At 73.1% G+C, this 26,838-nt stretch carries 22 protein-coding genes and 1 pseudogene; 9 read left to right on the forward strand and 14 right to left on the reverse strand.

Annotated features, from left to right (window positions below):
- Positions 1-180 (forward strand): annotated as a pseudogene (locus tag ACZ60W_RS26945) (2-oxoacid:ferredoxin oxidoreductase subunit beta); the annotation flags it as partial.
- A 52-nt stretch (positions 181-232) separates the two neighbouring features.
- Here ACZ60W_RS26945 and ACZ60W_RS26950 read toward each other — a convergent pair.
- The 4 genes from ACZ60W_RS26950 to ACZ60W_RS26965 form a co-directional block, all read right to left on the reverse strand.
- Complete coding sequence (locus ACZ60W_RS26950) at positions 233-2,410, reverse strand: bifunctional serine/threonine-protein kinase/ABC transporter substrate-binding protein (protein ID WP_469757961.1); 2,178 nt, start codon at positions 2,408-2,410, stop codon at positions 233-235.
- Between the two features lie 3 nt (positions 2,411-2,413).
- Positions 2,414-4,648, reverse strand: a complete 2,235-nt coding sequence (locus tag ACZ60W_RS26955; RefSeq protein WP_469757962.1) for a bifunctional serine/threonine-protein kinase/ABC transporter substrate-binding protein — start codon at positions 4,646-4,648, stop codon at positions 2,414-2,416.
- Positions 4,645-5,490, reverse strand: a complete 846-nt coding sequence (locus tag ACZ60W_RS26960) for a hypothetical protein (RefSeq protein ID WP_469757963.1) — start codon at positions 5,488-5,490, stop codon at positions 4,645-4,647. Before ACZ60W_RS26960 ends, ACZ60W_RS26955 begins: the two co-directional genes overlap by 4 nt.
- A gap of 85 nt (positions 5,491-5,575) precedes the next feature.
- The gene (locus ACZ60W_RS26965) at positions 5,576-5,986 is read right to left on the reverse strand and encodes a winged helix-turn-helix transcriptional regulator (protein ID WP_469757964.1); all 411 of its coding nucleotides are present in this window, start codon (positions 5,984-5,986) and stop codon (positions 5,576-5,578) included.
- A gap of 97 nt (positions 5,987-6,083) precedes the next feature.
- Between ACZ60W_RS26965 and ACZ60W_RS26970 the strand changes: the two genes are divergently transcribed.
- Together ACZ60W_RS26970 and rarD are read left to right on the forward strand one after the other, a co-directional pair.
- Entirely contained in the window at positions 6,084-6,950 is an 867-nt protein-coding gene (locus ACZ60W_RS26970) for an SDR family oxidoreductase (RefSeq protein WP_469757965.1), read from the forward strand.
- A 93-nt stretch (positions 6,951-7,043) separates the two neighbouring features.
- Positions 7,044-8,072: an EamA family transporter RarD gene (gene rarD, locus ACZ60W_RS26975; protein WP_469757966.1), complete on the forward strand. Its 1,029-nt coding sequence runs from the start codon at positions 7,044-7,046 to the stop codon at positions 8,070-8,072.
- Between the two features lie 30 nt (positions 8,073-8,102).
- On the opposite strand, the gene ACZ60W_RS26980 is transcribed toward rarD, so the two are convergent.
- Entirely contained in the window at positions 8,103-8,423 is a 321-nt protein-coding gene (locus ACZ60W_RS26980) for a DUF6401 family natural product biosynthesis protein (RefSeq protein ID WP_469757967.1), read from the reverse strand.
- 139 nt (positions 8,424-8,562) lie between these two features.
- Here ACZ60W_RS26980 and ACZ60W_RS26985 point away from each other — a divergent pair, with 139 nt between their 5' ends.
- Positions 8,563-9,210, forward strand: a complete 648-nt coding sequence (locus tag ACZ60W_RS26985; protein ID WP_469757968.1) for a DUF4291 domain-containing protein — start codon at positions 8,563-8,565, stop codon at positions 9,208-9,210.
- Here the strand turns inward: ACZ60W_RS26985 and ACZ60W_RS26990 are convergent.
- Positions 9,153-9,806 carry an NADPH-dependent F420 reductase gene (locus ACZ60W_RS26990; RefSeq protein ID WP_469757969.1) on the reverse strand — a complete coding sequence of 218 codons (654 nt, stop codon included), beginning with the start codon at positions 9,804-9,806 and terminating at the stop codon, positions 9,153-9,155. The genes ACZ60W_RS26985 and ACZ60W_RS26990 overlap by 58 nt on opposite strands.
- A gap of 129 nt (positions 9,807-9,935) precedes the next feature.
- Positions 9,936-10,523, reverse strand: coding sequence for a CGNR zinc finger domain-containing protein (locus ACZ60W_RS26995; protein ID WP_469758009.1), 588 nt, complete (start codon positions 10,521-10,523; stop codon positions 9,936-9,938).
- Positions 10,524-10,583: 60 nt separating this feature from the next.
- Between ACZ60W_RS26995 and ACZ60W_RS27000 the strand changes: the two genes are divergently transcribed.
- Positions 10,584-11,051 (forward strand): VOC family protein, encoded by a 468-nt coding sequence (locus tag ACZ60W_RS27000; RefSeq protein WP_469757970.1) that lies wholly within the window; start codon positions 10,584-10,586, stop codon positions 11,049-11,051.
- A 243-nt stretch (positions 11,052-11,294) separates the two neighbouring features.
- On the forward strand, positions 11,295-12,602 hold the full coding sequence (locus tag ACZ60W_RS27005) for a M28 family metallopeptidase (protein WP_469757971.1): 1,308 nt from the start codon (positions 11,295-11,297) through the stop codon (positions 12,600-12,602).
- Positions 12,603-12,684: 82 nt separating this feature from the next.
- Here the strand turns inward: ACZ60W_RS27005 and ACZ60W_RS27010 are convergent, their stop codons facing one another.
- Both ACZ60W_RS27010 and ACZ60W_RS27015 read right to left on the reverse strand, forming a co-directional pair.
- Positions 12,685-13,884, reverse strand: a complete 1,200-nt coding sequence (locus ACZ60W_RS27010) for a LolA family protein (protein WP_469757972.1) — start codon at positions 13,882-13,884, stop codon at positions 12,685-12,687.
- Positions 13,885-14,038: 154 nt separating this feature from the next.
- The gene (locus ACZ60W_RS27015) at positions 14,039-15,049 is read right to left on the reverse strand and encodes a polyprenyl synthetase family protein (protein ID WP_469757973.1); all 1,011 of its coding nucleotides are present in this window, start codon (positions 15,047-15,049) and stop codon (positions 14,039-14,041) included.
- A gap of 166 nt (positions 15,050-15,215) precedes the next feature.
- Between ACZ60W_RS27015 and ACZ60W_RS27020 the strand changes: the two genes are divergently transcribed.
- Together ACZ60W_RS27020 and ACZ60W_RS27025 are read left to right on the forward strand one after the other, a co-directional pair.
- Positions 15,216-16,721: a peptide MFS transporter gene (locus ACZ60W_RS27020; RefSeq protein WP_469757974.1), complete on the forward strand. Its 1,506-nt coding sequence runs from the start codon at positions 15,216-15,218 to the stop codon at positions 16,719-16,721.
- 29 nt (positions 16,722-16,750) lie between these two features.
- Positions 16,751-18,748, forward strand: coding sequence for a CocE/NonD family hydrolase (locus ACZ60W_RS27025; RefSeq protein WP_469757975.1), 1,998 nt, complete (start codon positions 16,751-16,753; stop codon positions 18,746-18,748).
- Between the two features lie 58 nt (positions 18,749-18,806).
- Here ACZ60W_RS27025 and ACZ60W_RS27030 read toward each other — a convergent pair whose 3' ends face one another.
- Positions 18,807-20,117, reverse strand: coding sequence for a peptidase (locus ACZ60W_RS27030; protein WP_469757976.1), 1,311 nt, complete (start codon positions 20,115-20,117; stop codon positions 18,807-18,809).
- A 291-nt stretch (positions 20,118-20,408) separates the two neighbouring features.
- On the opposite strand from ACZ60W_RS27030, the gene fahA reads away from it, so the two are divergent.
- Positions 20,409-21,635 carry a fumarylacetoacetase gene (gene fahA / locus ACZ60W_RS27035; RefSeq protein ID WP_469757977.1) on the forward strand — a complete coding sequence of 409 codons (1,227 nt, stop codon included), beginning with the start codon at positions 20,409-20,411 and terminating at the stop codon, positions 21,633-21,635.
- On the opposite strand, the gene ACZ60W_RS27040 is transcribed toward fahA, so the two are convergent.
- From ACZ60W_RS27040 to ACZ60W_RS27055, 4 genes are all read right to left on the reverse strand, one after another.
- A complete protein-coding gene (locus ACZ60W_RS27040) occupies positions 21,636-22,457 on the reverse strand; it encodes a dioxygenase family protein (protein WP_469757978.1) in 822 nt (273 codons plus the stop codon).
- 42 nt (positions 22,458-22,499) lie between these two features.
- The gene (locus ACZ60W_RS27045) at positions 22,500-23,429 is read right to left on the reverse strand and encodes a helix-turn-helix domain-containing protein (protein ID WP_469757979.1); all 930 of its coding nucleotides are present in this window, start codon (positions 23,427-23,429) and stop codon (positions 22,500-22,502) included.
- A gap of 191 nt (positions 23,430-23,620) precedes the next feature.
- The gene (nuoN, locus tag ACZ60W_RS27050; protein WP_469757980.1) at positions 23,621-25,270 is read right to left on the reverse strand and encodes an NADH-quinone oxidoreductase subunit NuoN; all 1,650 of its coding nucleotides are present in this window, start codon (positions 25,268-25,270) and stop codon (positions 23,621-23,623) included.
- On the reverse strand, positions 25,267-26,838 hold the full coding sequence (locus ACZ60W_RS27055) for an NADH-quinone oxidoreductase subunit M (protein ID WP_469757981.1): 1,572 nt from the start codon (positions 26,836-26,838) through the stop codon (positions 25,267-25,269). The genes nuoN and ACZ60W_RS27055 overlap by 4 nt, the downstream gene beginning before the upstream one ends.

The following is a 26,838-nucleotide window of genomic DNA, read 5'->3' on the forward strand; positions in this document are numbered from 1 at the left end:
TCCCGCCTCGCCGACCCCGACACCCTCCACCAGACCCCCATCGGCGTCTTCCGCTCCATCGAACGACCGGTCTACGACACCCTCATGGCCGACCAACTGGAGGCCGCCGTCGAGCAGTACGGCAAGGGCGACCTGGGCCAGCTCCTCGCGGGCAACGACACGTGGACGGTCGTCGGCTGACGCGCCCGTACGACGTCGGGGGCCCGGTCCGTGGGCACGGACCTGGCCCCTTTCACGTGCCCTTCGCCGCCGCCTCGTCGAAGGCGCCGAGGAAGCGGGGCACTCCGCCCTTCACCTGCCAGAGGAAGAGCCCGGCGAGGGCGATGGCTTTGTTCGCGTCCGTCAGGTGCGTGTACTTCTTGACCAGACCTTGGTACGGCTTCTGCACGAAGCCGTTGAGGACGCCCGCCACGACCGATTCGGCGTTGTTGCCGGCCGCCAGGCGCAGCGCCTGAAGCGCCCAGTTGGCGAGGTCGTACGCCTCGGTCGCGAACCGTTCGACCGGGACAGTGCCGGAGAGGCCCCAGCGCTTCCGATACGCGGCGGCGAACGTCCGGGCCACCGTGAGCCCGTCGGGATCGACGTACCCGGTACCGAAGTACCAGCCTTCGGCGGCGGGGCCGGCGACGGTCAGGAACTCCGGCCGGAGAGCGTACTCGACGCTTCCGCAGGGACCCCGGTATCCCTGGTCGCGCAGGGCGCGGGCGCACAGGGCGGCCCGGCGCGGCGAGGACCCCGCGAACAGGACGCCCTGGGGGTCCGTCGCGAGGGCGGCGCGGACGGCGGGGCCGAAGTCCTCGCCGTCCGCCGCCACGGGATGCGAGGTCACCGCCGCGCCCTCCTCCGTCGACGGCGGGTACTCCTTCAGGTTCCTGACGATCGTCCAGCTGTACTCCCCGGCGGCCTGGTCCTCCACGATGGCGATCCGGAGGGCGTCGTGCTCGGAGAGGTAGCGGACGAAGGGAATGGCCATCATCAGCTGACGGGTACGCGGCTGGAAGTAGGTGGTCTTGGTCTCCTGACCGTAGATCTGCCCGGCCGGGACGTCCACGACGACGCTGGCCAACGGCATGGCGTGGCGGGCGAGTTCATTGCCCGCAGCCACCGCCGTCGACTCCGAGGTCGGCCCGAGGACGCCCACCAGCCGAGGGTCCTTGAGCAGCGCCGCCGCGGCGGCCTTCGCCCGCGCCGGGCTCCCCCCGTCGTCCTCGACCCGGAGCCGCACGTCGAAGGGCCGGTCGGCGCGGGCGTTGAACTCCTCCACGGCCAGCCGGATGCCGCGCTCCTGCCCCCGTCCGTCCGCCTTGGTGGGGCCGCTCAGGTCGGTGAGGACGCCGATCGTGTAGGAGGCGAGGGGGCCGCCGGTGCCGCCCGTGCCCGTGCCGCCCGGCGAGCGGGTGAGGAGCCAGGCGGTGAGGCCGCCGGCACCCGCGACGGCCACGGCGGAGCCGGCCATGAGGAACCGGCGGCGGGAGACGCCCGGGGACGGTTCCTCGCCGGTGAGCAGGGTCGGTTCGGCGACGGGCAGGTCGAGGACGCGGGTGGAGCGCTGGGCGATCAGCGCGGGCAGGCCGGGCGGCAGCCAGTCGCCCGCGGGGCCGTCGGCCGCGCCCAGGGCCGACCGGACCTCGGCTGCCGTGGGCCGCTCCGCCGGGTCCTTGGCGAGGCAGGCGGTGACCAGGGGCAGGAGGGTGTCGGGCACGTCGTCGAGGTCGGGTTCCTCGTGGACGGTGCGGTAGACGACGGCCGCCACCGCGCCCGCGCCGAAGGGCCGTTCGCCGGTGAGCGCGTACGCGAGGACGCAGCCCAGCGAGAAGACGTCGCTGGCGGGGCCGACCTCGCCGGACCCGGCGACGCGGGCCTGTTCGGGGGCGAGGAAGCCGGGGGTGCCGATCATCGCGTCGGTGGCGGTCAGGGCGGTCGCGCCGGCGGAGCGGGCGATGCCGAAGTCGATGAGGCGGGGCCCGTCGAGGGCGAGGAGGACGTTGCCCGGTTTGACGTCGCGGTGGACGAGCCCCGCCTCGTGCATGTCGACGAGGGCGGAGGCGAGGCGGGCGCCCAGGGCGCGGACGGTCGGCTCGGGGAGGGCGCCGTGCAGTGCGACGGCCTCGGCGAGCGAGGGGCCGGGCACGTACTCGGTGGCGAGCCACGGTTCGCGGGCCTCGGGGTCGGCGCCGAGGACGCGGACGACCCAGCGGCCGGTGATGCGTTCGGCGGCACGGGCCTCGCGGCGGAACCGCTCCCGGAAACCGGGGTCGGCGGCGTGCTCGGCGCGGATGAGCTTGAGCGCGGCGAGCGTGCCGCCGGCGGCGCGGGCGAGGAAGACCACGCCCATGCCGCCGGCGCCCAGCCGCCCGAGGAGCCGGTAGCCGGCGATCGTGGACGGGTCGGCCTTGCGGAGCGGCTGCACGGGTCAGGCCTTCTTGTCGTTCTCGGGCTTGTTCGGCAGCAGGGGGGCGGAGCCGATCGGCTTGTACGCGCCGTTCTGCACCGCGAAGACGAAGGTGCCGCCGAGCCCCAGGTCACCGAACTCGTTGAAGTGGTAACCGCCCATCGCGCCGGTGTACTTCTGCTTGCGCAGCGCGGCCCACAGGCCCTTGCGGGCGGGCTTGCCGCCCGCCTTGGCCTGGGCGGTCAGCTGCTGGATCGTCATGGTGACGACGTCGTACGACTCGCCCGCGTAGTACGCGGGAGCCGTGCCGAACCGCTTGCGGTGGGCGGCGACGAAGGCGGCGGCCGTCTTCTGCGCGGTGGGGTCGGCGACGGGCGCGCACACGAACCAGCCCTCAGCCGCTGCCCCGGCCTGCTGGAGGAAGTCCTGGCCGAAGACGGCCTGCCCGGTGAACCTGGGCCCGGTGAAGCCGAGGGCGACGAGCGCGCGGGCGGCGTGGACGGCGGTCTCGGTGACTCCGCAGTGGACGTAGGCGTCCATGCCGGCGTCGATCATCTCGCCGAGCACGCGGCGGTACGCGGCGGCGTCGGCGTGGGCGGGGACGACCCGGAAGTGCGGGGCGATGCCGGCCTGCCCGAAGCCGAAGCGCACGCCGCCGGTGACCTGCCAGCTGTAGTGGTCCTCGGTCCGGTCCTCCAGGACCCCGGGACGGCGGATCTGGGGCAGCAGGGTGGCGGCGAAGGAGAGATGGGTGCCGGCGCTGATGTGGTTGGGGATGGCGCGCAGGAACGTCTCGTTGGACGTGGTGCCCGTGCGGAGGGTGAGCAGGTTGTACCCCGCCGAGACCGTGATCAGCGGGATGCCGGACTCCTCGAAGGCGGGCATCACCGCCTGGGCGACGGCGTCGGTGGTGGGGCCGAGGACGGCGAGGACCCCGGGGTCGGTGGTGAGTGTCTTGGCCGTCTCCAGGGCCCGGGGGGCGTCGCCGCGGTCGTCGACGACCTTGAGGGCGAGCGTGAAGGGCTTGTCCTTGCGGGCGTTGAACTGCTCGACGGCCAGGCGTGCGCCGTTCTCCTGGGCCCGGCCGATCTCCTTGGCGGGGCCGGACAGGTCGGCGAGGACGCCGATGGTCCAGGCGGTGCGGGGCGGGGCGGCCTTCCCGCCGCCCTTGGCGTCGTCCTCGTCCTCGGCGAGTCCCGCCCAGAGGGCCGCCGCGCCGCCTCCCGCGGCCACCACGGCGGCGCCGGAGGCGAGCAGCAGGAAGCCGCGCCTGCTCTTGCGCGGGTCGGCCGGCGCGGTGGGGGCGCCGGCCTCGGTGGCGTCGATCTCGGGGAGGGCGAGCATCCGGGCGGAGCGCTCGGCGATGGTCCGGACGACGGGGGCGGGCAGCCATTCGGCGCCGTCGCCGGGCTTGTCCTCGACGAGCCGGACCCCGATCTCCGCGGCCGTGGGGCGTCCGGCGGGGTCCTTGGCGAGGCAGTCCCGGACGAGGTCGAGGAGTCCCTCGGGGACGCCGGTGAGGTCGGGCTCGTCGTGGACGGTCCGGTACATCAGGGCGTCCACGGCGCCGGTGCCGAACGGGGGCCGTCCGGTCGCCGCGTACGCGAGGAGGCAGCCGAGGGCGAAGACGTCGGCGGGCGGGCCGATGGCGTCGGTGCGGGCCTCGGCCTGTTCGGGGGCGAGGAAGCCGGGGGTGCCGACGACCATGTCGGTGGCGGTGAGGGCGGTCTCGCCGGTGGAGCGGGCGATGCCGAAGTCGATGAGGCGGGGGCCGTCGACGGCGAGGAGGACGTTGCCGGGCTTGACGTCGCGGTGGACGAGTCCGGCCGCGTGCACGGCGGCGAGGGCGCGGGCGACGGACCAGCCGAGGAGGCGGACGCTGCGCTCGGGCAGCGGGCCGTGCGCGGTGACGGCCTCGCCGAGGGACGGACCGGCGACGAAGGCGGTGGCCATCCACGGTTCGGGGGCGTCCGGGTCGGCGCCGGTGACGGGCACGGCCCAGGGGCTGGAGACCCGGCGGGCGGCCTCGACCTCGCGGCGGAAGCGGGCCCGGAAGTCGGGCTGGTCGGCCTGGTCGGCGTGGGTGACCTTGACGGCGGCGAGCTCGCCCGCGGCGGTGCGGCCGAGGTAGACGACGCCCATGCCGCCCGCGCCGAGGCGGCCGAGGAGCCGGTAGCCGGCGATCGTCGACGGGTCGGAGGGCAGCAGCGGCTGGAGGGCGCCGGGCTCGGGACGGGGCTGCGAAGGGGTGCTCACGACTGGGCCTCCAGCGCGCGCTCGACGCGGTCGAGCATGGTGACGAGTGCCTGGACCTGGGCCTGGGAGGTGCCGATGGACGTGGCGTCGCTCAGCTCCTGGTAGCCGGGGGCGCCCTTGACGACGGTGGCGACGGTGACCTGGCCCATCCGGGACTGGTACCAGCTGTAGGGCTGTTTCCCCTTCACCGCGCTGTTGAGGTAGTAGCCGCCCTCGCGGATCGAGTCGTGGGCGGTGGCGTTGCCGCCGACGCCGAAGGGGTTGCCGAGCGACATGAGGCCGGTGATGCTCTCGCCGTCGCGGAGTTTCTGGTCGGGGCAGTTGAGCGCCTCTTCGAGGGTGGAGGCCATCTCCCAGTCGGCGTCGGACTCGGTGCGGTGCACGGTGACGGTGGCGGCGACGCGCAGGACGCCCTTGCCGCCGGTCGCGGGGAGTTCGCTGTAGGCGGTCACGCTGGCGAGGACGTCGGCGGGCCTGGCGCCGGTCTCCCAGGAGCAGTTGGCGCCGAGGACGGGCCAGTAGTCAGGGTCGCTGAGGTACGGGGTGCGTTTGACGTAGCCGGGGGCCCAGGCGTCGGGCCCGGCGACGACGGCGAGGGCGAGGCGGCGGGCCTCGGCCTCGGTCTTCGGTGCGCGCTTCGGGTCCGGGGTGAAGTCGAGGGCGGTCGGGGTGGGCGCCGGGGCGGTGGTCGACGCCTCGGCGGGTCCCCGTGCCGCGCTCGTACCGCCCTTGCCGGCGGGTCTCTTCCCGTCGTCGTCGCCGCCGGCGCACCCGGTGGCCATCAGTCCGCCCACCAGCACGGCGCAGCAGGCGCGCAGCAGTCTTCGGTCCCCGTACGTCACAGCTCCCCCTACGGTCCCTCACGGTTTCCCCCGAACGTGAGCAGATCGTACGGTGCGGGGCGGACAACTCGCTCCGGCTACAACGTCATTGGGACGAACCGGTAGCCGTCTCGCGACGCAGCGCGTCGTAGCGCTCGCGGGCGGCGAGGACCTCGGGGACGCGCCGGTCGCTCCAGCGGGCGAGCTCCCGGACGCGGCGGGCGGCCTCCTCGCCGAGGGGGGTGAGGGAGTAGTCGACGCGCGGCGGGATGACGGGCTTGGCGTCGCGGTGGACGAAGCCGTCGCGCTCCAGGGTCTGGAGGGTCTGGGTCAGCATCTTCTCGCTGACGCGGCCGACGTGGCGCCGGAGCTCGCTGAAGCGGTAGGAGCGCTCGTGGAGCGCGATGAGGACGAGCACCCCCCAGCGGCTCGTGACGTGCTCCAGGACGAGGCGGGCGGGGCACATGGCGCCGTCGACGTCGGCCAGCAGGCTCTTCGGTTCCTCACTTACTCCCATACCAGTACCTTACTTCAAAGTGGGTACTTACGAAAGGTTAGCGCCCGACGTACGGTGAGTGCATCGCCCACCGCACCCCTCGGGAAGAGGAAGCACCATGAGCATCGTCGTCACCGGAGCCACCGGCCGGCTCGGCCGTCTCGTCATCGACGCCCTCCTCGCCACCGTCCCCGCCGGGACCGTCGCCGCCGTCGTCCGGAACAAGGAGAAGGCGGCCGACCTCGCCGACCGCGGCGTCGAGCTGCGGATCGCCGACTACGGCAGCCCGGAGACGCTGGCGGAGGCCTTCGCGGCCGGCGACCGGGTGCTGCTGATCTCGGGCAGCGAGGTCGGGCAGCGCGTGGCGCAGCACGGCGCCGTGATCGACGCGGCCCGGGCGGCGGGCGTGGCCCAGCTCGCGTACACCGGCGTCCTCGGCGGCGACGACGCCGACTTCGACCTGGCGGCCGAGCACAAGGAGACCGAGCGGCTGATCCTCGCGTCGGGCCTGCCGTACACCTTCCTCCGCAACGGCTGGTACACGGAGAACTACACCGCCAACCTCGCCCCGGTCCTGGCGCACGGCGCCGTCGTCGCCAACGCCGGTGACGGCCGGATCGCCTCCGCGAGCCGCGCCGACTACGCCGCCGCCGCGGCCGCCGTGCTGACCGGGCCGGCCGAGGAGCACCTGAACCGGGCGTACGAGCTGAGCGGGGACACCGCGTGGTCGCTCGCCGAGTACGCGGCCGAGGTCGCGGCGCAGTCCGGCCGGGAGATCGTCTACAACGACGTCCCCGCCGAGACCCACCTCGCGATCCTCACCGGCGCCGGCGTCCCGCAGGTCTTCGCCGAGATCCTGGTCGACGTCGACCGGGCCGTCCGGCACGGCGCGCTGGCCGTGCGGACCGGCGACCTGGCCCGCCTGATCGGCCGCCCGACCACCCCGATCGCGGTGACGATCGAGGAGGCGCTGGCCTCCGCGTAACGGGGTCATGACCGTATCGCGGTACGGGCATGACAACCCGCCCCGTGCGGCGCTACCTTCGACAGGACAGCGCGGCGCGGGGCAGGAGGTCCGGTGAAGACGGATGACGAAGGACGAGCAGGCTTGCTCTACGGGATCGGCGCCTACGGGATGTGGGGCCTGGTCCCGCTCTTCTGGCCGCTCCTGAAGCCCGCGGGGGCGGTCGAGATCCTCGCCCACCGGATGGCGTGGTCCCTGGTCGTCGTCGGCCTGGCCCTCCTCGTCCTCCGACGCCGGGCCTGGATACCCGAGCTGCTGCGCAGTCCGCGCAAGCTCGGCATGATCGCGGTCGCCGCCACCGTCATCACGGTGAACTGGGGCCTCTACATCTGGTCCGTGAACACGGGGCACGTCGTCGAGGCGTCCCTCGGCTACTTCATCAACCCCCTCGTCACCATCGCCCTCGGGGTCCTCGTCCTCAAGGAACGGCTGCGCCCCGCGCAGTGGGCGGCGGTCGGCGTCGGCTTCGCCGCCGTCCTCGTCCTCGCGATCGGGTACGGGCAGCCGCCGTGGATCTCCCTCACCCTCGCGTTCTCCTTCGCCGTCTACGGCCTGGTGAAGAAGAAGGTCAACCTCGGCGGCCTGGAGTCGCTCGCCGCGGAGTCCGCCGTCCAGTTCCTGCCCGCCCTGGCCTACCTGATCTGGCTCGGCACCCAGGGCACCCTGGTCTTCGGCACCCAGGGGGCGGGCCACACCGCGCTCCTCGCCGCCACCGGCGTCGTCACGGCGGTCCCGCTGATCTGCTTCGGGGCGGCCGCGATCCGCGTACCGCTGTCGACGCTGGGCCTCCTCCAGTACCTGGCGCCGACCTTCCAGTTCCTCCTCGGCGTCGTCTACTTCCACGAGGCGATGCCGGCCGAGCGCTGGGCGGGCTTCTCGCTCGTCTGGCTGGCGCTGACGCTGCTCACCTGGGACGCGCTGCGCACGAACCGACGGAGCCGGATCGAGGTCGAGGCGGCGAAGGCCGCCGCGCTGGCGGCCGACATCCCGCCCTCCGCGCCGGCCGGCCCCGCGGCCGGCTCCCCCGCCCACGCGCCCGCCGACACCCCGGCCTCCCCGCCGCCGGCCCGGGCCGGCGGCTGACCCCGGGCGCCGCCGGCGGGGGCCCTCCGCTCAGCCGGCCAGCAGGTCGTGCTCGCGGATCAGCCAGCAGACCGCCGTCAGCCGCAGGGTCGCGAAGTCGTGGCCCGCGGGCTCGGTCCACTGCACCTCGGAGAGCCGGTCGGTGAAGCCGAGGACGTAGTCGGCGAGCTCCTCGCGCCGCAGGGCCGGGTTCCGCCGGCCGCGGCGGGGCGCCGGGACGAGGGCCTCGCGCACCGCCGCGGCGTGCTGGTCGACGGCGGCCACGAGCCCCGGCTCGGAGGGGAACTCCGCGAGCCGGGGCATGTACGTGGCGGCGACACCGAGGAGCGGGCAGCCGGGCGCGTCGTTCATCCCCTCAGGTTAGGCGCGTACGGGGGCGTCCCGGCCGTGACGTCCGTCGCAGTCGGCGGGACCCCCGGCCCGGACGCCGGGTGTCCGAAGGCCCGAAATCCGGTGGCCCCGCGCGGCCGCGCCCGCGCACGCTGGGCCCATGGAAGAGCCGAAGTACCGGATCCGGGCGCTCCACACCCCGGACACCGTCACCGTCTACCAGGCCTACCCGGCCGCGATCGGGCTGCCCGCGGCCCGCGACGGGCGCTTTCCGGCCGCCTGGAAACGGGACCGGATGACGTGGATCAAGCCCTCGTTCCTGTGGATGATGTACCGCTCGGGCTGGGGGACGAAGGAGGGCCAGGAGACCGTCCTCGCCGTGGAGATCACCCGTGAGGGCTTCGAGTGGGCGCTGCGGAACGCCTGTCTGTCGCACCACGTCCGCGGGTTCCACCCCGACCGGGAGACCTGGCAGCGGCGGCTGCGCGCCTCCCCGGCCCGGGTCCAGTGGGATCCGGAGCGCGACCTGCGCCTGCGTCCGCTGGCGCACCGGTCGCTCCAGCTGGGACTCTCGGGCGAGGCGTCCCGCGCGTACGCGGACGAGTGGACCGTCGGCGTGCGGGACGTGACCGCGCTCGCCCACGAGGTCCACGGCCTCGTGCGGGCCGGCGACCCGGAGGCCGCGGGCCGGCTGCTGCCCCGCGAGGAGCCGTACCCGACGCCCGACGGCCTCCTCGGCCACCTGGTCGCTCAGGAGCCGGCGACGGAGACGGACAGGTTGAAGTCGCCGGTGCCGAGCACCCCGTAGAGGCGCAGCCAGAGCTGCATGAGCTGCTCGGTGGCGCGGGCGCTGGACAGGTCGCCGAGGTCGACGATCCGGTCGGCAGGCCAGCCGAAGGAGCCGAGCAGGCCGGCGACGACGGCCTTCGCGGCCTCGTCGTCGCCGCTGAGGAAGACGTTGTGGGCGCCGGGGACGCGGTCCGGGTCGACCATGACGGTGTTGGTCATGGTGTTGAGCGTCTTGACGACGCGGGTGTCGGGGAACGCCCGCTGGAGCTGCTCGGCGAGGCTGCCGCCCTCGGGCGTGACGACCTTGGGCGGGAAGCCCTCCGAGAAGTCGAGGGCGTTGGACACGTCGACGAGGACCTTGCCGCGCAGGTTGTCGGCGCCCGCGGCCTGCAGGACGGCGAGGGAGACGAGCCCGCCGGTCGCGTTGACCACCAGTTCGGCGGGGGCCGCCGCGTCGGCGAACGTGCCGTGGGCGCCGCCGTGTTCCTCGGCCCACTTCGCGGCCTCGGCGTTGTCCGCGGTGCGGGAGCCCATGGTGACCTCGTGCCCGAGCGAGGCCAGCTTGGTGGCGAGGCGGCGGCCGACCTCACCCGTTCCCAGTACGGCGATGTGCATGGGCGTGCGCTCCTTCGGGGCGGCGGGGACCGGAGGTCCGGGAGCCCGACCCTACGGTCTGCGGGGCGCGGCGGGCGTCCCGTCCCGTCCCGGGACGCGCGACCGCCACCCGTACGCCGTCCCGGCCCGTCAGCCCTCCGTCCCGGCGGGGGTGCGGGCGCGGTGCTCCCGGACCTTGTGCCGGTTGCCGCACCGTTCCATCGAGCACCAGCGGCGGCGCCCGGGGCGGGAGGTGTCGGCGAAGAGCAGGGCGCAGTCGTCGGCGCCGCAGATCCTGATGCGGTCGGCCCAGGCCCCGGTGAGCAGGTCGACGGCGTCGCGGGCGACGGTCGCCAGAAGGCGGGCGCCGGTGGCGCCGGGGGCCCAGGCGCGGGTGCCGTCGGCGGTGACGAGGGCGGCCAGCGGGGTCCCGGCCGCGGCGGCGTTGAGGACCGTGAGGGGTCCGGGCGGCAGGGGCCGGTCCTCGGCGCGGGCGAGCGCGAGTTCCCAGAGCGCGTCCCGGGTCTCCCGTACGGCGGCGAGTTCGGCGTCGGTGACGGTGACGGCGAGGCCGGGCGGCAGCCGGCAGTCGCGCACCCAGTCGAGGAGGCCCCCGACGCGGCCGAGGGTCTCGTACCGGGCGGCGACGGGACCGGGACCGCCGGTGAGCAGCAGTTCCAGGCAGAGGGCGCCGGCGTCGAACCGGAAGCTCCGGCCGTGGCGGGGCCGGAGGGTCATTCCGGCGGACGGGGTGGTTCCGGTGGCGGACTGGGTCACGTAACCACTATAACGAGTTACATGACCACGATCCATTGGAAGCTTGTGCTCGACGCCGCCGACCCGCACGCCCAGGCCACCTTCTGGGCGGCCGCGCTCGGCTACCTGGAGGAGGACCACGACCCGCAGATCCGGCGCCTGCTCGACCTCGGGGCCGCCCCCGCCGAGGCGACCGTCACCCTCCACGAGGGCACCGGCCACGCCCGGCTCGGCTGGCGCGACCTGGCCGCCGTCCGCCATCCGGACGACCCGCACGACCCGGTGACCGGCGGGGGCCTGGGCCGCCGCCTGCTGATCCAGCGCGTCCCCGAGCCGAAGACCGTCAAGAACCGCCTCCACCTCGACCTCCACCCCGAGGCCGGCACCCGCGACGCGGAGGTCGACCGTCTGGGAGCCCTCGGCGCCACGGTCCTGCGCCGCGTCGACGAGCCCTCCGGCTCCTGGGTCGTGATGGCCGATCCCGAGGGAAACGAGTTCTGCGTGCACTGACGGAGGACCAGGGGGGGCGGGGGGGGGGACGGGGGCACGGAGGTGTGCGTCCGGTGAGCGAACGGGGCTGACCGGTTTCCGCTCTTGACGCGGAGTCAAAATCTCGCTGAACATTCAGCACGCACATCAGCACAACTGAACACCGCACATGCACTCGCACAGCTCCAGCGCCTCGTGGCACCCAAGCCCGAGGCGTCTCGCACGTTCCGTCCCATCCCCGTTCGGAATCCGGAGCCCCCACAGATGAACATCTCCGTGCCCAGACGCATCACCGCGGCCGCCGCCCTCGCGGCGCTCGCACTCGGCGGACTCACCGGCACCGCGTCCGCCGGTTCGCAGGCCGCCGCGGCCGCGCCCGACATCTCGCTGGCCAACGTCAAGCAGCACTTGACGGACCTCCAGTCGATCGCCTCCGCCAACGGCGGCAACCGCGCCCACGGCCGTACCGGCTACAAGGCGTCGATCGACTTCGTGAAGGCCAAGCTGGACGCCGCCGGCTACACCACCACCCTGCAGACCTTCACCTCCAGCGGCGCCACCGGCTACAACCTCATAGCCGACTGGCCGGGCGGAGACCCGAACCAGGTCCTGATGGCCGGTTCGCACCTCGACTCGGTCACCTCGGGCCCCGGCATCAACGACAACGGCTCCGGCTCCGCCGCCGTCCTGGAGACGGCCCTCGCCGTCTCCCGCGCCGGCTACCAGCCCACCAAGCACCTGCGCTTCGGCTGGTGGGGCGCGGAGGAGCTCGGTCTCATCGGCTCGAAGTACTACGTCAACAACCTGCCCAGCACCGAGCGCGCGAAGGTCAAGGGCTACCTGAACTTCGACATGATCGGCTCGCCGAACCCGGGCTACTTCGTCTACGACGACGACCCCACCATCGAGAAGACGTTCAAGGACTACTTCGCCGGTCTCGGCATCGCCACGGAGATCGAGACGGAGGGCGACGGCCGCTCCGACCACGCCCCGTTCAAGAACGTCGGCATCCCGGTCGGCGGCCTCTTCACCGGCGCCGACTACACCAAGACGGCGGCCCAGGCCCAGAAGTGGGGCGGCACCGCCGGCCAGGCCTTCGACCGCTGCTACCACTCGTCCTGCGACACGACGGCGAACATCAACGACACCGCCCTCGACCGCAACAGCGACGCCGTCGCCCACGCGATCTGGACGCTCTCCGGGGCCACCACGCCGCCGACCGGCAAGGTCTTCGAGAACACCGCCGACGTGACCATCCCGGACTCCCCCGGAGCCGCGGTCACCTCCTCGGTGACCGTCTCCGGCGTCACCGGCAACGCCCCGAGCAACCTCGCCGTCGGCGTGGACATCATCCACACCTACCGCGGTGACCTCGTGGTCGACCTCGTCGCCCCCGACGGCTCGGTCTACAGCCTGAGCAACCGCTCCGGCGGCAGCGCCGACAACATCCAGCAGACCTTCACCGTCAACGCCTCCTCCGAGGTCGCCAACGGCGTCTGGAAGCTGCGCGCCCAGGACAAGGCCGGCGCCGACACCGGGTACATCAACGGGTTCAAGCTGACGTTCCCGTAGGTCCCGGAAGAACTCCCGGGTGGGTCGGTGACCATCGCCCCCGACCCGCCCGGGGTCCCAACCCCGCGGTCCCCCGGCGCCGTCACCTCGCGGCGTCGGCCGCCTTCACCAGCGCGTCCTTCGTCACCGCGCCGACGTAGACCTTGCCGTCGTCGGTGAGGAGCGCGTTCACCAGCTTCGTGCTGAAGACGGTGCCGGAGCCGAACTTCCCGGTGACCTTGTCGCCGAAGGAGTCCAGGAAGCCCTGGAGCTCCTTCGGCGCCTCGTCCGTCTTCGGGACCGGAGCGCCCGTGTCGAAGGACGCGATCGCCGTCCAGCCCTCACCGATCACCTTCGGGCCGGTGCCGCCGTCCGCGAGGTCGCCGAAGCCGCCGAAGCCCTTCCCGAGGCCGCCGAGGCCGTCCTCGAACCCCTTCGGCAGGTCGCCGCCGGACTCCTCGAGCCCCTTCTCCGCGGCCCCCTCCGTCACCTTCGCGCCCTTGGGCACCGCGAAGGTGAACTCCGAGGCCGCCGGCCGGCTGAAGTCGACCTTGGTGAAGCCCGCGTCGACGACCGGCTTGCCGCCCTCGACCGAGGCGAGGGTGAACTTCAGCGGGGTGCCGGTGGACGCGTCGACCGCGATCTTCACCGACTCGACCGTCGAACCGGCCTGCTTCGGCTTGATCACCAGCTGGTACGCGTCCCGGCCGGCCACCTTCGCCGTCCCGCCGACGGTGATCGACGTGGTGTCGCCGGCCGCCTTCAGGACCTCGTCGGCGAGCTCCTTGGGCGTGCCCGGGAGCTCCTTGTCCGCCTCGGGGGCGCCGGCCGCGCCCTTCTCGTGGAAGACCTCGTTCGACGCGCTGTCGTAGCCCCAGACGTCGTCGCCGTTGTGGATCAGGCTGTACTCGTCGGAACCGTCGAGCAGGGTGAGCCGCTGGCGCTCGGGGCCGTCGGCCGCCACGCGCAGCGTGTGGGTGCCCGAGACGAGCTCGGTGAGCTTCTCCGACGGGTCCGCGGAGGCGGAGCCGGAGCCGCCGCCGAGGCCGGACGCCAGGCCGCCGAGGGCCGGCAGTCCGAGGTCGGTGGAGATCCGGAACGTACCCGACAGGGTCTGGGTGTCCGACGCGGCGATCTTCTCGATGAGCTGCTGGGCCGTGATCTCGGGCAGGTCCGGGTCACCGGACGCCGCGAGGGCCGGGACGAGGCCGATGGTCGCCGCGGCCACTCCGGCCACCGCGACCGGGATGACGTACCGGCTCGCCTTGCGACGGGTCTCGCTACGGGCTTCGTTCGCTGCCATGGTCTCCGCTACCTCCGTGCGCCCTGTGTGGTCGATGTACCCATCACACCAAAGCGGGCGCCCGGAAGCGTCAGCCCCCGGGATCAACTCGCGTACTGCTGCGGGATGACCCGCCGGCGGGGCGGCCTCGCCCGCGCGGCGTACGGGATCTCCCTCAGCCCGCGCGGTGGACCACCGCGTCGCACAGCTCGACCAGGGCCGACTTCGCGTACCCGTCGGGCAGCGGCGCCAGCATGGCGCGCGCCTCCTCCGCGTAGCGCACGGTGTCCCGGCGGGCCTGCTCCAGGGCCGGGTGGACGCGCAGCCGGCGCAGGACCTCGGCGTGCCGGGCGTCGTCGGTGAGGTCGCCGTCGACGAGGGCGACGAGCTCGACGTCCTCGGGGCGGCCGTGGGCGGCGGCGGCGGCCCGCAGGTGCAGCACGGGCAGGGTGGGGATGCCCTCGCGGAGGTCGGTGCCGGGGGTCTTGCCGGACTCGTGGGAGTCGGAGGCGATGTCGAGGACGTCGTCGGCGAGCTGGAAGGCGACGCCGAGCCGCTCGCCGTACTGGGTGAGGGTGTCGACGACGCTCTCGTCGGCGCCGGCCATCATGGCGCCGAAGCGGCAGGAGACGGCGACCAGCGAGCCGGTCTTGCCGCCGAGGACGTCGAGGTAGTGGTCGACGGGGTCACGGCCGTCGGTCGGGCCCGCGGTCTCCAGGATCTGGCCGGTCACCAGGCGTTCGAACGCCTCGGACTGGATCCGGACGGCCTCCGGACCGAGGTCCGCCAGCGTGTGCGAGGCGCGGGCGAAGAGGAAGTCACCCGTGAGGACGGCGATCGAGTTGCCCCAGCGGGTGTTGGCGCTGTCGACACCGCGCCGCACGTCCGCCTCGTCCATGACGTCGTCGTGGTAGAGCGTGGCCAGGTGGGTGAGCTCGACGACCACGGCGGAAGGCACGACGCCCGGCGCGTAGGGGTCGCCGAACTGTGCGGCGAGCATCACGAGCAGGGGGCGGAAACGCTTGCCACCGGCGAGGACCAGGTGCTGCGCGGCCTCGGTGATGAAGGGGACATCGCTCTTGGTGGCGTCCAGGAGGCCCGCCTCCACAGCCGCCAAACCGGTCTGGACATCGGCCTCAAGAGCCTGGTCCCGCACGCTAAGACCGAACGGCCCGACGACGGTCACGAGGGGGTCTCCTGTCTGCTGACGCCTGCTGACGATCACATGGATTGTCGATGTGTCGCTGGATGCACTCCAGCCAGCGTATCCGGTCACCTTTCGATCACCGTGGGCGCCTTCCCGTCACCCCCGGTATGTTCGTGATCAGCTGATACGACCTGGAGTAGGCGTTTTGTCCCGAACAACGATCGACACCGACCCGAACGGCGAGCAGCCGCCCCCCGAGGACGACCGCGCCTTCCTCGGCCACCCGCGGGGCCTGCTGACCCTGTCCGGCCTGGAGGTCTGGGAGCGGTTCTCGTTCCTCGGCATGCAGGCCATCCTCGTCCTGTACTTCGCCGCCACCGTCGCCGACGGCGGACTCGGCATGGACCCCGGCGCCGCCGCCTCGGTCGCCGCCGCCTACGGCACCCTGGTCTACCTCGTCTCCGTCGCCGGAGGCTGGCTCGCCGACCGCATCCTCGGCTCCTACCGGGCCGTCCTGTGGGGCGGCGTCCTGATCGCCTGCGGCCACTACGCCATGGCGGTGCCGACGGCCGCGATGACCTGGGTGGGCCTCGGCCTGATCAGCGCCGGCACCGGCCTGCTCAAGCCCAACGTGGCGACCATGGTCGGCAAGCTCTACCGCACGGACGACGACCGCCGCGACGCCGGATTCGCCCTCTACTACATGGCGATCAACATCGGTGCCTTCGCCGGCCCGCTGATCACCGGCTGGCTCGCCGACCACCAGGGCTACCACTGGGGCTTCTCGGCCGCCGCGCTCGGCATGACCCTCGGCCTGATCCAGTACGTCGCCGGCCGCCGTCACCTGGCCGGGCGCAGGCACTCCGCCGAGTTCGCCCTCGCACCGGACGCCATGCGCCGGGCCGTCCGCGCGATGGCCGTCGGCGCCGTCGTGGTGGCCGTCGCCGCGACCGGGCTCGCCCTCGCGGGCTGGCTCACCCTGGACCGGTTCGTGGACGTGCTCACCGTGATCTCGGTGATCGCCCCCGTCGTCTACTTCTGGGTGATGTTCACCAGCCCCCGGGTGACGGCCGAGGAGCGCGGCCGCCTCAAGCCGTACGTCGTGCTCTTCCTCGCCTCGGTGGTCTTCAACTTCATCCTCTTCCAGGCGTACTCGACGATGATCCTGCTCGCGTCCACCAACGCCCGCACGACCATCCTCGGCTTCGACTTCCCCGCCAGCTGGTACGCCTCCGCCCTGGGCGCCTTCGAGGTCCTCCTCGCGCCCGTGGTGGCCGGCGTCTGGGCCCGGATGGGCCACCGCCAGCCGCACGTCTCCCACAAGATCGCGTTCGGGGTGATCCTCGGCGGCCTGTCGTTCCTCCTGATGGTCCTGCCGACCTCGGGGCACGCCGACGACACGTACCGGATGGCCGCCTGGTGGATCGTCGGCTCCTACCTGCTGCTCGGCCTCGGCGACGTCCTCCTGGAGACCTCCGGGATGTCGGCCACCAGCAAGCTCGCCCCGAAGGCCTTCTCCAGCCAGACGATGTCGCTCTGGTTCCTGTCCCTCGCGCTCGCCAACGGCATCCAGGCGCAGACCGTGAAGCTCTACGACGACGTCTCGAAGCCCGTCTACTTCGGCGTGAACGGCGCCGTGGCCGTCGCCGTCGGCCTCGTCGTCATCTCCCTGGCGCCCTGGCTGCGCCGCACCATGCACCCCGTCCACTGAGGCCGCCCGAGGGACCCGAGGTATCCGCCATGAAGATCCGCACCGACTTCCCGTACGAGACCCGCCACGAGGACGTCCGCATCCCGCTGCCGGACGGCACCCGGCTGTACGCGCGCGTGTGGCGGCCCGTGACCGACGAGCCCGTCCCGGCACTCCTGGAGTACCTGCCCTACCGGCTCACCGACTGGACGGCGCCCCGCGACCACCAGCGCCACCCCTGGTACGCGGGACACGGCTACGCCTCCGTGCGGGTCGACGTCCGCGGCCACGGCAACAGCGAGGGCCTGCCGGGCGACGAGTACGACGCGGTCGAGCTCGCGGACGGCGTGGCGGTGGTGCACTGGCTCGCCGAGCAGGAGTGGTGCAGCGGCAGCGTCGGGATGTTCGGCATCTCCTGGGGCGGCTTCAACTCGCTGCAGATCGCCGCCCTCGCCCCCGAACCGCTCAAGGCGGTCGTCACCGTCTGCTCCACCGACGACCGCTACGACAACGACGTCCACTACATGGGCGGCTCGGTCCTCGGCGTCGACATGCACGCCTGGGCGGCCACCATGCTCGCCTTCGTCGCCCGCCCGCCGGACCCCGCCCACGTCGGCGACGAGTGGCGCGGGATGTGGCTGCGGCGCCTGGAGTCCGTGGAGCCCCTCGTCCACACCTGGCTGGCCCACCAGACCCGCGACGCCTACTGGAAGCACGGCAGCGTCTGCGAGGACTACGGGGCCGTCCGCGCCGCCGTCCTGGCCGTCGGCGGCTGGCACGACCCCTACCGCGACACCGTCCTGCGCCTCGTCCAGCACCTCCCCCAGGACCGGGTGCGCGGGATCATCGGGCCCTGGTCCCACCAGTACCCGGACCGCGGCCTGCCGCCGGGCCCCGCCATCGGCTTCCTCCAGGAGACCCTGCGCTGGTGGGACCACCACCTCAAGGGCGTCGAGAACGACGTGATGGCCGAGCCGCTGCTGCGCTCCTGGATCAGCGAGACGCACCCGCCCGCCACCGTCTACGAGGAGCTGCCGGGCCGCTGGGTCGCCGACCCGTCCTGGCCCTCCCCACACGTCACCCCCGTCACCTACGGCTTCCAGGGCGAGCCCGTCGTCGTCGACTCGCCGCAGCAGACCGGGCTCGACGCGGGCCGCTTCTTCCCCTTCGGCAACGACGCCGACCTGCCGCCCGACCAGCGGGAGGAGGACGCCCACTCGGCCTGCTTCGACTTCCCCGTGCCCGAGGACGGCGGCCCCATCGAGATCCTGGGCCGGCCGTCGGTCAGCCTCGCCCTGCGCAGCGCCGCGCCCACCGGGCAGGTGATCGCCCGGCTCTGCGACATCGCGCCCGACGGCTCCTCCACCCTCGTCACCCGCGGCGCGCTCAACTTCTCCGCGCGCTACGGCCGCGACCGGGCCGTGGAGGCGCAGATCGGCGAGACGGAGAGCTTCGTCTTCGAGCTGAACGCCATCGGGCACACCTTCCCGCCCGGCCACCGGGTCCGCCTCGCGGTCTCCTCCACGTACTGGCCGTGGATCTGGCCGCAGCCGGACGCGGCGGGCTTCACCCTCGACCCGGCGGGCTCGCACCTCACCCTGCCGGTGCGCGCGCACACCGAGGACGCCGTCGAGTGGGAGGAGCCGGAACAGGCCGCGCCGCTCGGCGTCGTGTACCCGAACACCCTGGAGGAGCCCCGCCCGGAGCGGGTGGTGGTCCGGGACGTCGCCAAGGGCGAGTGGCGGCTGGACGTCGACCCGAAGTACGGCGGCACGCGCGTGTACCCCGACGGTCTGGAGTTCACCGAGGACGCCGTGGAGACGTACACGATCGACGAGAGCGGGCCGCTGTCCGCCCGGACCCGCTCGGAGTGGTCGATCCGGCTGCACCGGCCCGAGCTGGCCTGGGACTGCACCGTCGACACCCGCTCGGAGATCACCTGCGACGCGGACGCCTTCTTCACCCGGAACGAGGTGGTGTGCAAGGAGGGCGGCGAGGTCCTCTTCCACCGCACCTGGGAGGAGCGGATCGTCCGCACGGCGGGCTGAGGACGCGCGGAGGCGCCCGCACCCCCGGTGAGGGGGGTGCGGGCGCCCCGGCGCCGGATCAGGCGCTCGTGCCGGCCTTGCGGCGGCGGGAGACGACCATCGCGCCGGCGCCCAGGGCGACGGCCCCGGCGGCGGCGAGGCCCAGCGGCAGGGTGTCGTCCGCGCCGGTGGCGGCGAGCGTGCCGTTCACCGGGGTGTTCGACGAGCCGCCCTGCTGGGTGGTGTTCGTGGTGACGGTCGGCGCAGGGGTCGGCGTCGCGGTCTGCGTCGGCTTCGGCTTGCCGCCCTTGTCGGCCGCCGCGATGGTGAAGTCGACGTCCGGGTAGTCCTCGCCCATGCCGCACGAGCCGTCGTTGTTCTCGTACTCCGCGTAGGCGAAGGCGACGCCCCGGCCGGCGGGCGAGTCGGCGGGCGGCGTGAGGCGCAGCTTCACGTCGTACGAGGCGCCCTTGGCGAGCTTGCCGATCTCGATGGACTCGTACTTGTCGTTGATCGGCGTCCACTCCAGGACGTCGGCCGACGACCACTCGACCGGGATGAGGCGGCCCTGGAGGACCGTCTCGTCGTCGAACTCCTCGCCCGGGGCGGGGAGGCGGATGGCGTTCGCGAAGGCGTCGACGACGTCCAGGGCGTGGCCGGACGTGTTGGTGACGCGCAGCGAGAAGACGGCCGGCTTGCCCGCGGTGACCGTCCTCGGGCCGCTCAGGGTGAGCTTGAGGGCGTCGTCGACCTTGCACTCCCCCTCGATCTCCTCGGCGATCTCCAGGTCTTCCTTGGCGTCGGCGAGTTCCTGCTTGGCGGCCTTCTCGACCTTCTGGGCGAGGCCGAGCACGTGGAACGCGGCGACGTTCGCGTCCGCCAGGGCCTTCTGCGCCTCCTTGGCCTTGGTGTCGGCGGCGGTCTGCGCGGCGGCGGCCTCGTCGGCGGTCTTCTTCGCGGCGGTGACGGCGTCGGCGGCGGCCTTCTTCTCCTCGTCCGTCGCGGTCTCGGGCAGCTTCGTCACGGCCTCCTCGGCCTTGGCGAGCGCCTCGTCGGCGGCGGTCTTCGCCGCGGCGGCCGCCCCGGCGGTCTGCTGGGCGGCCGAGAGCGCGGCCTTCAGCGGGTGGTCGGCCTTGTCGAGGGCATCGATGGCCGCCCCGGCCGCGGCGACGTCGGCGACCGCGGCGTCGTACGCCTTCTGGGCCGCGGCGACGGCGGCCTTGAGCTCCTCGAGGGACGGCATGTCGTCCTCGTCCTCGTGGGACGACGGCTTCTGCGACTGCGGCGCGGCCGGCTTGGTGTCGGCGAACGCGGGAGCGGCCGAGAGGAACACGACCGGGGTGGTCACGGCGGCTGCGACGGCGGTCGCGAGAATGCGGCGGATCTTCACGTTGCGGACCTTTTCCTGGTCAGAGAAAGAGTGCGAAGTGTGGGGGCGGGCGGCTGCTGCGGGGGGCTTCACGCGGCGCCGCGCCTGGGCGATCGTAAGCCGCGACGGGCCGCCCCGGGGGGTCGTTTCCGCAGCTCACGCCCGGGTTCGGAGTCCACCTCGCGCGCATAGGGGGCATACGGGGGCAGTTGCTCACGGAGGCCGCGGTTTCTGTGTGATCCATGTCATCAGCGCCCGGCGGCCCGGCCCGTAACGTGTCCTCCACACACCTGGAAAGCGAGGCACGCACCGATGTCCGAGCACAGCCCGCTCGACCTGGCCGAGGGCGATCCCTTCGGCCCGCACAACCTCCCGTACGGCGTCTTCTCCACCGCCGACGAGCCCGGCCGCCGCCGGGTCGGCGTCCGGATCGGCGACCACGTGCTGGACGCGGGTGCCGCGGCGCACGCGCTCGGCTCCCCGTACGCGGACCTGCTCGCACAGCCCACCCTGAACCCGCTGCTCGCGGCCGGGCGGACCGCCTGGCGCGACGTACGCCGCGCGCTCACCGCGTGGGTGACGGTGCCCGCGCACCGGGCGGACGTCGAGCCGCTGCTGCACCCGCTGGACGCGGTGACGCTGCACCTGCCGTACGAGGTCGCGGACTACGTCGACTTCTACGCGAGCGAGCACCACGCCACGAACGTGGGCCGGATGTTCCGCCCCGACGGCGACGCGCTGACGCCCAACTGGAAGCACCTGCCCATCGGTTACCACGGCCGCGCGGGCACGGTCGCCGTCTCCGGCACCGACGTGGTCCGCCCGTCGGGCCAGCGCAAGGCGCCGTCGGACCCGGCCCCGGTCTTCGGACCGTCGGTCAAGCTGGACATCGAGGCGGAGGTCGGGTTCGTCGTCGGCACCCCGTCGCGGCTCGGCCGGCCGGTGCCGCTCGCCGACTTCCGGGAGCACGTCTTCGGCCTGACGCTGCTCAACGACTGGTCGGCGCGGGACGTGCAGGCGTGGGAGTACGTGCCGCTCGGCCCGTTCCTCGGCAAGTCGTTCCAGACCTCGGTGTCGGCCTGGGTGACGCCGCTGGAGGCACTGGACGCCGCCCGCACCGCCCCGCCCGCGCGGGACCTCCCGCTGCTGCCGTACCTGGACGACACGGACGCGGAGGAGCAGGGCGGCTTCGACCTGCGCATCACGGTGGAGATCAACGGCGAGAAGGTCGCCGAGCCGCCGTTCTCCTCCATGTACTGGACGGCGGCCCAGCAGCTCGCCCACATGACGGTGAACGGCGCCTCGCTGCGCACGGGCGACCTCTACGGCTCCGGGACCGTCTCCGGGCCCGAGGTGAACCAGCGCGGCTCGCTCCTGGAGCTCACCTGGAACGGCCGCGACGCCCTGGAACTGGCGGGCGGCAAGCGGACGTTCCTGGAGGACGGCGACGAGGTCGTCCTGACGGCCTGGGCGCCCGGCCCGGACGGCCTCCGGGTGGCGCTGGGCGAGGTCCGGGGCCGGGTCGTGCCCGCCGCGTAGTTACCGGAGCCGCCAGAGCGCGGGGACGTTCGGCGGCTCCCAGCCGGCCTGGGCCGTGTGCGCCTGGAGGCACACGTAGCCCGGGCCGCCGTACGTGACGGCGTCCCCCGCCCGGTAGGCGGTCCCGGCGGCCCAGGTGCCGCCCGGGGCCCCGGTGGGGGTCGCGGTCGGCGTGGGGCCCGGGTCCTGCGGCACGTTCAGCACGAAGTCGAAGGCGGCCTCCCGGGCGCCGCCCGCGTCCCGGACGGTCATGAGGAGCCGCGGGTCGAAGATCGTGTCGGTGTTGTTGCGCGGCTCGTTCGGGAAGTACAGCTGGGTGGTCAGCACCGGGCGGCCGGGCGCCTGGAGCTTGACGTGGATGTGCCGGGTGCGGCCCGGGTAGAGGCCGGGCACGATGGTGGTCAGCTTGAAGGCACCGGACGCGTCGGTGAACTGGTGGCCGCGGAAGCGGTATCCGGCGTTGTCGTAGGCGCCGTTGGTGTCGGCCTGCCAGAAGTCGAGCAGCACGCCGGATATCGGCCGGCAGGCCAGCCCGAAGACGTAGCCGCTGACGGTGAGCCGGACACCGGCGGTGCCGGCGTCCACCAGGCTGCTGCGCAGTGGGGAGTTGGGCTTGAAGTAGGGGCCCTCGGTCTGTGCCGGCGTGGGGTCGTCGCCGTCGTCGCACGCGGGGGTGAGCGCGGGCGGCACGTCGGCCTCGGTCATCGTGCGGGCGAGCGCGGGGACGCCCATGAGGACCGCGGGGGCCGCGATGCCGGCCGCCAGCGCGGCGCGCAGCACCGCCTTGCGGGTGACGTGCCCGGTGGTGGTCTCGTTGTCCATGCCTGCTCCTCGGAGGTGGGGGGCTGGGGGATCGGCACGAACCTAGGCGCGGGGGCCGTCGTCTTCGAGGGACGGAGTGCGGCGGTCGTGGTGTTTTCGGAAGTTCCCCGGGCTGCGTCCGGTCTCGCGGCGGAAGAAGCGGCAGAAGTACGCGGGGTCGTCGAAGCCGACCCGGGCCGCGACCTGACGGATCGACAAAGTGGTCCCGACGAGCAGCCGTTGAGCCTCGGCGGTGCGGGCCGCGCGCAGCAGGTCGCCGGGGGTGCGGCCGGTGGCGGTGCGGACGGCCTCGGCGAGGTAGCCGGGGGTGACGCCGATCAGCTCCGCGCACTCCCGTACGGTCCGGCCCTCCGCGCCGGTACGGGCGGCCAGCCGGGCGAACTCCTCCGCGACGGCACCGGGCCGGCCCGGCGGGGGCCCGGCGGCCTCCGGCCCCGGCAGCCGCGCGGTGCGGACCAGCAGGACGTGCAGCAGGCTGCGCAGCACGGTCGCGAAGCCGTCGGCGCCGTGGCGGTACTCCTCGACGAGTTCGGCCATCAGACGGGCGGTCCTGGCGTGCGTGGGCCCGTCGAGGGTGAGCCAGGGGTGGTCGCCGAGGCGGTGCAGGAGGTCGCGGTCGCCGGGGTGGTCGAGGAGGAAGTCCTCGGTGAAGAGGACGACCGTGCCGTCGAGGCCGCGGGCGTCCTCCCAGTGGTGGAGCCGGCCGGGCAGGATCAGCCCGAGGTGGGGCGGGCGGAGCGGCCAGCGGGCGAGGTCGAGGACGTGGGTTCCGGTGCCGGAGGTGACGTGGACGATCTCGTGGAAGGTGTGCCGGTGCGGGAAGGCGGCCCTGGACATGGGGCCGATGGTGTCGAAGGTCCCGGCGGCGAAGGGCACCCGGTCGGGCAGCCGGACCTCCAGGCGGTGCATGGGAGGGTCGCCGGCCCGGGGGGCGGCACACGGGGTCCTCGGTAAGGCGGTGGTGTCGCTCATCGCGCCGCTTCCCTCTCGACGACTGGTACAGACCATTCGGGGCGGCTCCCACGATGGCACGGGCACCTCCCGCGGGTCACCCCCGCGTGCGGCGGCCCGCCGCGGGAGGGACGGCCCGTGGGGTCCGGGCCCGGACACGCCGGAGGGGCCCGGCTCGCCGTGAGCCGGGCCCCTCCGCGCGTACGGGACGGCTACCGGACGAACACGCTCGCCTGGCCGGCCAGGTCCAGGAAGTACTGCGGCGCGAAGCCGAGCGCCAGCGTGACCACCACGCCCGTCGCGATGGTGAGCGTCGTCAGCGCCGACGGCACGGCGACCGTGGGGCCGTCCGCCTTCGGCTCGCTGAAGAACATCAGCACGATCACCCGGATGTAGAAGAACGCGGCGATCGCCGAGGAGATCACGCCGACCACGACGAGCGCGCCCGCGCCGCCCTCCGCCGCCGCCGAGAAGACCGCGAACTTGCCGGAGAACCCGGAGGTCAGCGGAATGCCGGCGAAGGCGAGCAGGAAGACCGCGAACACCGCCGCGACCAGCGGCGAACGGCGCCCGATCCCCGCCCACTTGGAGAGGTGGGTGGCCTCGCCGCCCGCGTCCCTGACCAGGGTGACGACGGCGAAGGCGCCGATCGTCACGAAGGAGTAGGCGCCCAGGTAGAAGAGGACGGAGGAGATCCCGCTCGGCGTGGCCGCGATGACACCGGCGAGCAGGAAGCCCGCGTGCGCGATCGACGAGTACGCCAGGAGCCGCTTGATGTCGGTCTGGGTGATGGCGACGATCGCACCGCCCAGCATGGTGACGATCGCGACGCCCCACATGACCGGCCGCCAGTCCCAGGTGAGGCCCGGCAGCACCACGTACAGCAGGCGGAGCAGCGCGCCGAAGGCGGCGACCTTGGTCGCGGCGGCCATGAAGCCGGTGACCGGCGTCGGGGCGCCCTGGTAGACGTCCGGGGTCCACATGTGGAACGGCACGGCGCCGACCTTGAAGAGGAGTCCCGTCAGGACCATGGCGAAGCCGATGAGGAGCAGCGCGTCGTTGCCCATGGTGTCGGCGAGCGCCGGGTCGACGGAGGCGATCGTGCCGTCGACGACGTCGGCGATGGTGGCGTACGAGACGGAGCCCGCGTAGCCGTAGAGCAGGGCGATCCCGAAGAGCAGGAAGGCCGAGGAGAAGGCGCCGAGCAGGAAGTACTTGACGGCCGCCTCCTGCGACATCAGCCGCTTGCGGCGGGCGACGGCGCAGAGCAGGTACAGCGGGAGGGAGAAGACCTCCAGGGCGACGAAGAGCGTCAGGAGGTCGTTGGCGGCCGGGAAGACCAGCATGCCGGCGATCGCGAACAGCGCGAGCGGGAAGACCTCCGTGGTGGTGAAGCCGGCCTTCACGGCCGCCTTCTCCTGGTCGCTGCCGGGGACGGCGGCGGCCTCGGCGGCGAAGGAGTCGACCTTGTGGCCGTGGTCGGCCGGGTCGAGCCTGCGCTCGGCGAAGGTGAAGACCGCGACGATCGACGCGAGGAGGATGGTGCCCTGGAGGAAGAGGGCGGGTCCGTCGACGGCGATGGCGCCCATCGCCGCGATGTGGGCCTTGGTCGAGCCGTAGCCGCCGGCCGCCAGGCCGACGACGGCGGCGAAGGCGGCGGCGAGGGCGAGGACGGACAGGAAGACCTGGCCGAGGTAGCGGCCCCTGCGGGGCACGAACGCCTCGACGAGGACGCTGAGGATCGCGGCGCCGATCACGATGAGCACGGGCGAGAGCTGCGTGTACTCGATGTGGGGCGCCGGGATCTTGGCGATCGGCTCGGCGGCCGTCGTCCACAAGCTGTGGACAGCCAGGGAACTCACTTGGCGGCCTCCACTTCGGGCTGCGGGTCCTTCTGCTGGACGTCGGACATGGTGTGCTGGACCGCCGGGTTCACGACGTCCGTCAGGGGCTTCGGGAAGACCCCGAGGAAGATCAGGACGGCGATCAGCGGGACGACCACCGCCAGCTCGCGCGGCCGCAGGTCCGGGAGGGTCCGGACCTCCTCCTTCACGGGCCCGGTCATCGTCCGCTGGTACAGGACGAGGGTGTACAGCGCGGCGAGGACGATGCCCGTGGTGGCGATGACGCCGGCCACCGGGTACCGGACGTACGTCCCGACCAGGACCAGGAACTCGCTGACGAACGGGGCGAGTCCGGGCAGCGACAGGGTTGCCAGGCCGCCGATCAGGAAGGTGCCGGCGAGCACCGGGGCGACCTTCTGCACACCGCCGTAGTCGGCGATGAGCCGCGAGCCGCGCCGGGAGATCAGGAAGCCGGCGACGAGCATCAGGGCGGCCGTCGAGATGCCGTGGTTGACCATGTAGAGCGTGGCACCGGACTGGCCCTGGGTGGTCATCGCGAAGATGCCCAGGATGATGAAGCCGAAGTGCGAGATCGACGCGTAGGCCACCAGGCGCTTGATGTCCCGCTGGCCGACGGCGACCAGGGCGCCGTAGACGATGCTGACGAGGGCGAGCACGATGATCGCGGGGGTCGCCCACTTGCTCGCCTCGGGGAAGAGACCGAGGCAGAAGCGGAGCATCGCGAACGTGCCGACCTTGTCGACGACGGCGGTGATGAGGACGGCGACCGGGGCGGTCGCCTCCCCCATCGCGTTCGGCAGCCAGGTGTGCAGCGGCCACAGCGGCGCCTTCACCGCGAAGGCGAAGAAGAAGCCGAGGAAGAGCCACCGCTCGGTGCTGGTCGCCATCTCCAGCGAGCCGTTGGCCCGCGCCTCGGCGATCTCCGTGAGCGAGAAGTTCCCCGCGACCACGTAGAGCCCGATGACGGCGGCCAGCATGATGAGTCCGCCGACCAGGTTGTAGAGCAGGAACTTGACCGCCGCGTAGGAGCGCTGGGCCGCCGCGTTCTCGTCGGAGCCCGTGTGGGCGCGGTCGCCGAAGCCGCCGATGAGGAAGTACATCGGGATGAGCATGGCTTCGAAGAGGATGTAGAAGAGGAAGACGTCGGTGGCCTCGAAGGAGAGGATCACCATCGCCTCGACCATGAGGATCAGGGCGAAGAAGCCCTGGGTCGGCCGCCAGCGCGAGGACGTCGTCTCCAGGGGGTCGGCGTCGTGCCAGCCGGCCAGGATGACGAAGGGGATCAGCAGCGCGGTGAGCGCGATGAGCGCCACGCCGATGCCGTCCACCCCCAGCTCGTAGCGCACCCCGAAGTCCTTGATCCAGGCGTGCGACTCCGTGAGCTGGTACCGCTCGCCGCCCGGCTCGAACCGGGCGAAGACGACACCGGCGAGGACCAGCGTGGCGAGCGAGACCAGCAGCGCCAGCCACTTGGCGGCGGTGCGGCGGGCGGCGGGCACGGCGGCGGTGAGGATCGCACCGACCGCCGGAACCGCTGCCGTCGCCGTAAGGAGCGGGAATGACAT

This window comes from Streptomyces sp. NPDC104202 (genome assembly GCF_055584185.1).